Source organism: Tsukamurella sp. USMM236 (genome assembly GCF_037148755.1).
Taxonomy (GTDB): domain Bacteria; phylum Actinomycetota; class Actinomycetes; order Mycobacteriales; family Mycobacteriaceae; genus Tsukamurella.
In genome coordinates this window covers 1-8645 of sequence record NZ_JBBCSS010000014.1, presented here as the reverse complement: position 1 = coordinate 8645, position 8645 = coordinate 1, and the positions used below count along the sequence as shown (strand labels likewise).

The 8645-nt window shown below is 67.2% G+C and carries 8 protein-coding genes and 1 pseudogene; all 9 read left to right on the top strand.

From position 1 onward, the window contains the following. Positions 1-180: pseudogene (locus tag WFK95_RS24595) on the top strand (hypothetical protein); the annotation flags it as partial. A gap of 17 nt (positions 181-197) precedes the next feature. Next, entirely contained in the window at positions 198-515 is a 318-nt protein-coding gene (locus WFK95_RS24590) for a hypothetical protein (protein ID WP_336672282.1), read from the top strand. A 253-nt stretch (positions 516-768) separates the two neighbouring features. After that, positions 769-873, top strand: coding sequence for a DUF6011 domain-containing protein (locus tag WFK95_RS24800; protein WP_443081591.1), 105 nt, complete (start codon positions 769-771; stop codon positions 871-873). Then, complete coding sequence (locus WFK95_RS24585) at positions 870-1253, top strand: DUF2742 domain-containing protein (RefSeq protein ID WP_336672281.1); 384 nt, start codon at positions 870-872, stop codon at positions 1251-1253. The genes WFK95_RS24800 and WFK95_RS24585 overlap by 4 nt, the downstream gene beginning before the upstream one ends. Further along, complete coding sequence (locus WFK95_RS24580; protein ID WP_336672280.1) at positions 1250-2752, top strand: hypothetical protein; 1503 nt, start codon at positions 1250-1252, stop codon at positions 2750-2752. The genes WFK95_RS24585 and WFK95_RS24580 overlap by 4 nt, the downstream gene beginning before the upstream one ends. 32 nt (positions 2753-2784) lie before the next feature. Continuing rightward, positions 2785-2946, top strand: coding sequence for a hypothetical protein (locus tag WFK95_RS24575; protein ID WP_336672279.1), 162 nt, complete (start codon positions 2785-2787; stop codon positions 2944-2946). Continuing rightward, positions 2943-3215, top strand: coding sequence for a hypothetical protein (locus tag WFK95_RS24570; RefSeq protein WP_336672278.1), 273 nt, complete (start codon positions 2943-2945; stop codon positions 3213-3215). Before WFK95_RS24575 ends, WFK95_RS24570 begins: the two co-directional genes overlap by 4 nt. Next, positions 3212-3523: a helix-turn-helix domain-containing protein gene (locus WFK95_RS24565; RefSeq protein ID WP_336672277.1), complete on the top strand. Its 312-nt coding sequence runs from the start codon at positions 3212-3214 to the stop codon at positions 3521-3523. The genes WFK95_RS24570 and WFK95_RS24565 overlap by 4 nt, the downstream gene beginning before the upstream one ends. Before the next feature lie 72 nt (positions 3524-3595). Continuing rightward, positions 3596-8491 carry a hypothetical protein gene (locus tag WFK95_RS24560; RefSeq protein ID WP_336672276.1) on the top strand — a complete coding sequence of 1632 codons (4896 nt, stop codon included), beginning with the start codon at positions 3596-3598 and terminating at the stop codon, positions 8489-8491. Positions 8492-8645 lie beyond the last annotated feature (154 nt).

Genomic DNA, 8645 nt, shown 5'->3' with positions numbered 1-8645 from the left:
CTACGGCGGTGGCGCGTGACGCGCGCCGAACGGTTCCAGCAGATCGAAGACCTCGGCCTCGACCCCGACGCCGACCGAACAGAAGACCTACGTCCACCCACGGATGCGCCCTGCGCGCACAAGAAAGGCGACCCGGGCTGCCACCCGAATCGCCTTGAGAACACCCACCAACACCTCTGATGAAGGAAGTTCCTGAAATGAAGACTACCGCCACCACCCCCGCCACGCCCACAGAAGTCCTCGGCCAGCTCGAGGGCTGGGATGTTGGTGCCCGCCTCACCGTGGAGGACGACGAAGGCAGCCCCATCGAGATCGTCGCGATCATCGACCGCGAGCCGGGCGAGGTAACCGTGCGTGAGTTGTGGATCCAGCGCACCGGCGACTTCTTGCCGTTCAATGCCCGCTTCGGCAGCCCCGAAGACTGGCGCGAGTTCGCCGCAGCAGTCAACGCGGTGGCGGCGTTCCTCGACGCCGACATCCTCGACGCCATCCCCAGCAAGGAGGCCGTGAGATGAGCGGGCCCTGCGGTCACGGGTTCTCGATCGCGGGCTGCGTTGGATGCCCACTCCGCGACTGCAGCGAAGCGCTGACTGCGATCGCTGACGCAGTGCGCCATTCGGACTTCGAGATGACCGGTCGTGACGCGGCGTTGATCGTGTCCCTTCTGCGGCATCAGCCGGCGGCGATAATTCCACGTGGTGACGGACGTCCCCGCCTCTCCCTGGTGGGTACCGCGTGAGCCCCCGAGTACCCCGCGAAGGGCAGTGGATGCAGGTGCGGCTCTGCGATCGCTGCGGCCGACCGCTCACCACCGCGAAGTCGAAGGGCCTCGGTGTCGGTCCGAAGTGCGCGCGGCGCGACGCCAGCTCATGAAGTCATCGCTCGAGCGAGTGCGGGAGTGGGCAGAACTCAACGGTGTTCTGCCGCTCCCGCACCGCACCGCCCACACCGACAGCACGGAGGTGTCATTCTCGGCGGCCTTGGCGTGGGCAGGGCCGTACCTCCGCCGGCACCACGACCTACCCGCGTTCGGCTCGCCTGCATGGGTCGCCGAGACAGACCAGCGCCGCAAGACGGCGGCGGCCGTGAACGCCGCCCTCATGTGGGCAATCCGAGCCGAGAACCGACAAGGCGCCCGCATCGACGCCAGCCACGAAATTTCTGAAGCCGTCGACTGGGCGACCGAAGCCCAGCATCTCGGCTACCGCAACAGCGCGAGCCACATCCAACGCCAGACGAAGGGAGCAGCATGACGGACGACGAGTTCTTCAGCGCGACCGATGAACTAAAGACGATCCACCAGTGGGCACGCGCCAAGTACGCGGCACCGTGGTCCGTGTTCTGGGCCGTTCTCCTCCGCGTCGCCGCATCCGTCGGGCCTAACGTCCAGCTGCCGGGGCTCATCGGCGGACGCGCCTCACTCAACCTCATAGTTGCGTTCGCGTCACCATCAGGCGGCGGCAAGGGCATCAGCGACAAGGTCGCCCGACAAGCCTGGCCCGGCGAAATCGAAGAACTGCCTCTCGGATCCGGCGAAGGCATCGCCGCCGCATTCAAGAAGCCCGACAACGACGACGAGCCCCACCGCACCGCAGCGATCTTCATGTGCCCCGAGATCGACACCCTCACCGGCCTCGCATCACGACAAGGCTCGGTGCTGCTCGCACAGCTGAAGTCCATGGCGATGGGCGAGCAGATCGGGCAGAGCAACGCGAGCAAGGCCACCAGCCGGATCGTGCCCGAACACAGCTATCGAGCATGTCTGTCCGTTGGCGCGCAGCCTGGACACACCGGGGTGGTCTTCGACGACACGACCGGCGGCACTCCGCAGCGGATTATCTGGGCGCTCACGATCGACCCGACCATGCCCGAGTCGCCGACGCCCGAACCCGCGCCACTCGACACCACCATCCCGGCATGGACTCCCGACGGCGACAAAGTCGTGGAGATCCAGTACGGGCTGGCCGAGATCGCGACGACCGTGATCGGCGCCCACCTCGCCAGGCAACGCGGAGAAGCTGACGCACTCGACGGCCACGCCATGCTCACTCGGCTCAAGGTCGCTGCGCTCATCGCGATCATGCACAGGCAGTCCGTCGTCGGTGAGCGCGAATGGCGACTGTCCGAGGCAGCCATGACGAAGTCTGACGAGACCCGCGAGTGGTTGCTCCGTGAGGCGACGCGGATGGATCGCGAGAAGAACCGTGCGCGTGCGATCACGCAGGCGACTCGCGAGGAGTACTTCACCGACCGCATGCACGACCGCGCAAAGGCAGCGCTGCTTCGTCGACTCGAGAAGGTCGACGAGGAGTCCGCGGGCAAGCTGCGGGGGCAGCTGAAGGCGAATCTCCGCGAGCACTTCGGCAGTGCGATCGCTGAGCTTGTCTACGAGGGGGCGGTGCTTGAGATCCCGACCGAGCGGGGTACCCGCTACAGCGTTTCCAAAAGTCCAACGTTGGACCAGGTCCAACCCATGAAAGAGCAGGTCAAGTGCGTTGGACTCAGGTCCAACGTTGGACCTGGAGTTGACTCGAATCCAGCGAGTGAGGCGGAAATGTCCCGATCTTCTGTTGCTGCCCGACGGTGCACCGTGTGCTTCCTCGACCTCCCCGCGGCGAACCTCACCGGTGTGTGCGACGACTGCGGCGACGGCGAGCAGATCCAGCGACGCGAACCTGCCCCCGCACGCGAGCTGCGGCCGGTGACCATGGGCCAGCTCGAGCGCCGACGACTCAAAGGCCTGGCGGTATGAGCCAGCACAACCCACTGCACAAAGGAGGCCACATGATCCAGCTCAAGCCCGACCACGACATCGGTGTACGTCCCGCCCGCGAGGCCGGCCACATCGCCATCACGATCGCCGGGAAGTGCTACATACTCCCCGCCGCGCTTGCCTACACTCTCGCCGACCGCATCGCTGACTCGCTCCAGGAGGCCCGCAAATGACTGACTCCGCCCCCGCCAACGAGACAGCAGGGATCGTCGCCCTGGTCCTCGAGGGCCGCCATGATGAAGCCGAAGCGCTGGTCGACCTCATGGACATCGATGAGCTGCGGCGTGCGCTCCTGGGCGCGGCCGAGATCGTCGGCGGCGTGATCGTCGAGATCGTCGCGAGGGTCGACCCTCGCACCCGGCCCGATGACGAAACCGCGATCCGGGAGCTGCGGATGAGCGTCGCTGCGCAGATTCGCGCCGCAGCGACGAAGCGGACATGATCTTCGACGACGACGAGGTCTCGTTCCTGCGGTTCTTGGTGGACCTGTTCGTCGATGACCATCATCAGCGTGGCTTCCCGGTCCCCAAGTGGATGTCCGCCCTGCAGAGCAGGCTGCAGAGCGGTGCCACCTCGGTTGAGGAGCCGGCGGACCTCGCTGCACCCGAGTACTTGTCGGTGACGGAGGTCGCGTCGGAGTTGGGGATCTCGACGCGGTGCGCGCGGCGGCGGGTCGCGCGGATCGGGATGAAGATCGGGAACCAGTGGGTCGTCAGCCGGGACGCGCTGCCAACCCGAGACGCCGCATAGGGTCCGAAGTCGGACCCCCTCTCCAGCAACCATATTCACACTTAGGGAAGTCGAGGAACGACTGAAGTAGGTGTGACGGTATTGGCGGAACTGGCTCAGGCATGGATCACCGTGACGGCGACCACGCGGCACATGGAGCGGGACATCCGCAGTGCTGTCCTCCGGGCGGAACGCGGCGCACGGGTCAACGTTGACGGTGACACCGATCCGCTGCGCCGCAGCATCGATCAGGCCTTCGCCCGCGCCCAGGTGCAGAGCCGTACTGCGGGCCGCGTGATGGGGCAGAACCTGGGCCGCGAGGCTGGTTCCGCCCTTTCGCGCGAGCTGAAGGTCGCGCTCGGCGCCGTCAGCGTGGGAAGTCTGCCCGCCGTCGCCACCGCGCTGACGACAGTGGCGGGTTCCCTGCAGCAGGTCACTCAGGCCGGCCTCGTGCTGCCGGGTGTCCTCGCGGGTGCCGGCACCTCGCTCGCGACGCTGAAGCTCGGCACCGCCGGTGTCGGCGATGCGATGAAGACGATGTGGGCGGCTGCGGCCTCCGGTGACGCGAAGGATCTGAAGAAGGCGGCCGAAGCCCTCGAGGGCGTGTCCCCGAACGCCAAGGCCGCGGTCACCGAGGTCGGCAAACTGCACGGCTCGCTGTCGAAGCTGAAGGCAACGGTGCAGGACAACATGTTCGCGGGCACCGACCAGGGCCTACGGACCCTCGCCGAACGCACCCTGCCGACGGTGAACCGCGGCCTCGATCAGACATCGAAGGCATGGGGCGCCACATTCCGTGAACTCCTCCGCGTCGGCGCCGACTCCTCCACCGTGAGCATCGTCGACCGCATCTTCGGCAACACCGCCGACGCCCAGAGCCGCGCGAACCGCGCGATCTCCCCGATGGTCTCCGCTTTGGGTGAGCTGGCCGCGACAGGCACGGGTTCGCTGCCCCGGATCGCCGACGGCCTCACGTCCGTGTCCGAGCGTTTCAACGCCTTCGTCACCGGGGCCGCCTCGGATGGCCGACTGAACCAGTGGATCGACGAGGGCATCGACGGGGTGTCGGCGCTGGGCCGCACCACCCTGGGTGTCGGGCAGATGTTCACGGCGTTGACGAAGGCTGCCGGCGGCGGCGATGGGCTCCTCACTGCTCTCGATCGTGGAGCGACGGGGCTCGCGGCGTTCATGAACTCCGCTGAGGGCCAGTCGAAGCTGCAGGAGTTCTTCTCTGACGGCCGCGAGCAGCTGCAGCAGTGGGTTCCGATTCTGCAGTCGATCCCGCCGGTGTTCGGGTCCATCGTGGACGTCTCGTCGACTTTCACTACCGCCGTGCTCACACCGATCTCGTCCGTAGCGAAGTACCTCGCCGACCACGCCGGGCTGGTCAAGGTGGCCGCCGCCGCGTGGCTGCTCTTCCGCACCGTCCCTGGCATCATCGGCGGCATCCAGTCCCGTCTGGGAGGGCTGGCACTCGGCACCAACCAGGTGACGGGGCAGACCCGAACGTTGGGCTCGGCGCTGTCCGGCATGGGAGCGACGATGCGCGCCGCCGCGTCCGCGAACCAGACCCTGGTGTCGTCGAACGGCGCCATCCTCGGGCAGGGCCGTCAGCTCACCGGGCACATCAACAACTGGAACAACGGCGCCGCCGCGATGGCCCGCAGCATGGGACAGAGCGCCGTGCAGTTCGGCCGCTTCGGGTCCGCGGTCGGCACTCTCGGTACGAAGATCCCGGTGCTCGCGAACATGCAACAGGCCTTCGTACGGAGCGCTACTGCCGCGGAGCGATTCGGGCGTACAGCTGGCGCTGTCAGCGCGGCTGGGGCCGCGGTGACCTCCTCGATGGGTGGTATCGGTAAGGCTGCCGGCGGCGTCGTCGGCGCGCTCGGTGGTCCCTGGGGCGCAGCTTTCGCGGGTGCCGGCATCGCCGCCGTGGCGATCATCGGCAAGAACCAGAAGTCCGCGGCCTCGTTCGACGCTGTGCAGGCTTCGATCAGGGCGTCCGCCGACGCCCAGGCCGATCTGAACGCCGCCTTGATGAAATCTCGAGGCGCTTACGACGACGACGTCGCCTCGAGCGCGTCCGACCGAATCGCGAAGCTCCGACGCGAACTCGACGACCGGGCTAGTCGTGAGGGCTCCCCGCTGGACAACTTCCGCGCTGAGGGCGAGAGCCTGTTCAGCTGGAACTCGATGATCGGCGGCGAAGGCCGGACCACCCAGGCTGACGCGATCAAGGCGCAGGCAGATGAAGCTAGGGCTGCCCAGGAAGCCCTTCAGGGTCTCGGCCTCACGCAGCAGGAACTCGCTAGCCGCACGTACGGATCCTCTGGCGCCTTCAATGCCATGGTCCGCCAGCTTGAGGCCACCGGCAACGGCGGTAAGAAGGCGGCGGCCGAGTTGCAGGGTGTGCGCGCCGCCTATCACCTGACGCAGCAGGCTGCCGAGCGTACGACGCCCGGCATCTCCCAGATGTCGGTGGCGATGCAAGTTCTCGGTGACAAGACCTCGACGACGGCGAACCGCACCGCGGCGTTGAAGACCGCGATCGATGCGTTGAATCCGGCCCGAGCGAAGGGCGATGCGATCGCCGAGCACGATCGAGTGCTGCGCCAGATAGCGGATTCCACCCAGGAGGCTCTCGACAAGACCAAGGGCTTCGGCAAGGAACTGCTGTCGGCTGAGTTCGGCGTCAGCAGCGCGACGGCCAATGGTGAGGCGCTTCGTCAGAAGCTGCTCGACCTGTCGTCCGCGTCGATCTCTGCCGCCGCGGCGGGCAGGCCCCTCGCGGAGATTCACGCGATCAACGCCGCGCGCCTCAAGGAGCTGGCCGCTCAATCTGGGATCACGGTCGACGAGATCACTGGAGCGTTCAACACGCTCGGCGGCCGAGACATCGAGCTGACCGCGCGTCTCGCCGGCGCCCCCGAGACAGTGCAGCAGATCGGACAGATCGCCAGGGCAATGCAGGCGGCGAAGATCGGCGAGAAGAAGGTCATCCCGATCACCGTCGACGACAAGGCGATCGCGGCGCTCAAGACCATCGACATCGAGGTGACCCGCCTCCCGGACGGCAAGGGCATCGAGGTCGTCGCCAAGACCGAGACCGCACGCGCGCAGCTCGCCAACGTGACCCAGGCCCTCACATCGTTGCCACCCGGCAAGGCAGTCGACATGTCCGCGCCCGGCGGCCAGGCAGTCGTGAGCCTCCTGCGCGCCGCGAACATCGAGGTGACCTCCCACAACGGGAAAGACATCGAGGTGGCGTCCCCGAACGCACCGGCCGTCAAGGCGCTCCTGGAAGCTCTGAACCTGGAGGTCATCAACCACAACGGCAAGAACATCGTGGTGTCGCAGTCCGGCCTGGAGACCGTGCAGGAGCAGGTACGGAAGTTCCTGGCCGCCCCGGCGGTGAAGACGGTGACGGTGGTCGGCACCGGGCTGAGTGTCAGCACCGATGCTCAGGGCAACCGCGGAGCGGTACCCGATCGAGCGCACGGGGCCATCGTGCCCATGGCGAACGGCGGACTCCGACACATCCAGAAGCCCACCACCGCTGGGATCTATGCCGGCCGCGGGGCGGGCACCATCTTCGCCGAGCGTGAGACCGGGGGCGAGGCCTACGTGCCGCTCGCTCCGGGGAAGCGGAAGCGCTCCACGGCGATCCTCGCCGAAACCGCCCGTATCTTCGGCCTGCAGGTCATCAGTCCCGCCGACATGTTCCGCCGGTATGAGAACGGCGGTATCTCGGTCGAGCAGCTGAAGACTTTCGCGTCGGGGATCCAGGGTAAGAAGTACACCTGGGGCGGCGGAGGCAGCACCTTCGACGCGGACTGCTCTGGTGCGCAGTCGACGATCGCGAACTACCTGACGGGTGCGTCCGGCCGGTTCTCGACTGCGAACCAGGGTGAAGCTCTCGCCGCCCGCGGGTTCCTCCAGGGCGACCCGCCTGAGGGCACCGCGGCCTACGCGATCGGTTGGGTCAACGGTGGCCCCGGCGGCGGGCACACCGCGGGCACGATCATCGACACCGACGGCTCCCGGATCAACGTGGAGATGGGCGGTGCCGGCGGTAACGGCCAGTACGGCGGCCAAGCTGCCGCGGCAGCGTCGTTCCCCAGCCGCATGTACTTGCCGCTGCAGGGCCAGGACATGAACTCGTCCGGCGGCTCTGGCGCCAGCGATGACTCGTCGTCGAGCGGATCCAGCTCGGGAAGCGGGTTCGGTTCCCTCGGGACCAGCATCGGGCAGGCGCTGTTCGGTAGCCGCTCGGGTGGTGGCACGGGCGGCGGTTCGGGCACGTCGTCGAAGACGACAGCTGCCACGGCGAAGCAGTTGCGTGAGGCGCAGGACAAGGCGACGGACGCGGAGAAGGCTGCTGCGGTCGCGAAGCAGAAGGTCGCCGAGCTGGAGGCCAACCCGAAGACCAAGGCGTCGGCGCTGCAGGCCGCGAAGGACCGTGCCGAAAAGACCGAGCGTGAAGCTGCCCAGGCGAAGACCGACCTTGAAGCCCTGAAGAACAAGGGCACGGGCGCCGGCACGAAGAACTCCACCGACGGCAGCAGCAGCATGTCGGAGTTCCAGTCCGCCGGCCAGGGCTTCGTATCGGGGATGCTGCAGGCCGTCGGCCTCGACGGGTCCGTGTTCTCGAATCCGCTCGAGTGGCCGAACTTCAAGTCCGGCACCGCGCTCGCCAACTACCTCGGCTCGCTCGCCAAGACCGTCGCCGGCAACGGCAGCTCGCAGGACGTCGGCGGTCTGGTTGGTGGTGCCGGCGCTGGCCTGGGGCTGAACATCCCGAACTTGGCGGATCTCGCGAAGCCGCAGACTCCGCAGGCCCCAATCGGCCCGGGCATGCCGCTGGCCGTCCCGCAGCGCCAGGGCGACACCTACAACATCTCGGGCCTCAATCCGCGTGACGTCGTGCAGAAGATCGATTCGCGTCAGAACGCCGCATTCCGTCGACAGGGCGCCGCCCTGCACTAGCCACCAACTCCCGAACCAATCCCACACACCAAGGAGAGCACATGACGGGACTGCTGCACGATCGGGTGACAGTGTCGGTGTCATGCCGCTGAGGCGGCTGTGTTGATGATCGTCTCGTATTCGACGGGCGTCAACCGGCCGAGGCGGACCTGAC

What these genes read in the sequence shown, in the direction of transcription:
- WFK95_RS24590 (WP_336672282.1), top strand. Translation starts at nt 198, where the DNA reads ATGAAGACTACCGCCACCACCCCCGCCACGCCCACAGAAGTCCTCGGC.
- WFK95_RS24800 (WP_443081591.1), top strand. Translation starts at nt 769, where the DNA reads ATGCAGGTGCGGCTCTGCGATCGCTGCGGCCGACCGCTCACCACCGCG.
- WFK95_RS24585 (WP_336672281.1), top strand. Translation starts at nt 870, where the DNA reads ATGAAGTCATCGCTCGAGCGAGTGCGGGAGTGGGCAGAACTCAACGGT.
- WFK95_RS24580 (WP_336672280.1), top strand. Translation starts at nt 1,250, where the DNA reads ATGACGGACGACGAGTTCTTCAGCGCGACCGATGAACTAAAGACGATC.
- WFK95_RS24575 (WP_336672279.1), top strand. Translation starts at nt 2,785, where the DNA reads ATGATCCAGCTCAAGCCCGACCACGACATCGGTGTACGTCCCGCCCGC.
- WFK95_RS24570 (WP_336672278.1), top strand. Translation starts at nt 2,943, where the DNA reads ATGACTGACTCCGCCCCCGCCAACGAGACAGCAGGGATCGTCGCCCTG.
- WFK95_RS24565 (WP_336672277.1), top strand. Translation starts at nt 3,212, where the DNA reads ATGATCTTCGACGACGACGAGGTCTCGTTCCTGCGGTTCTTGGTGGAC.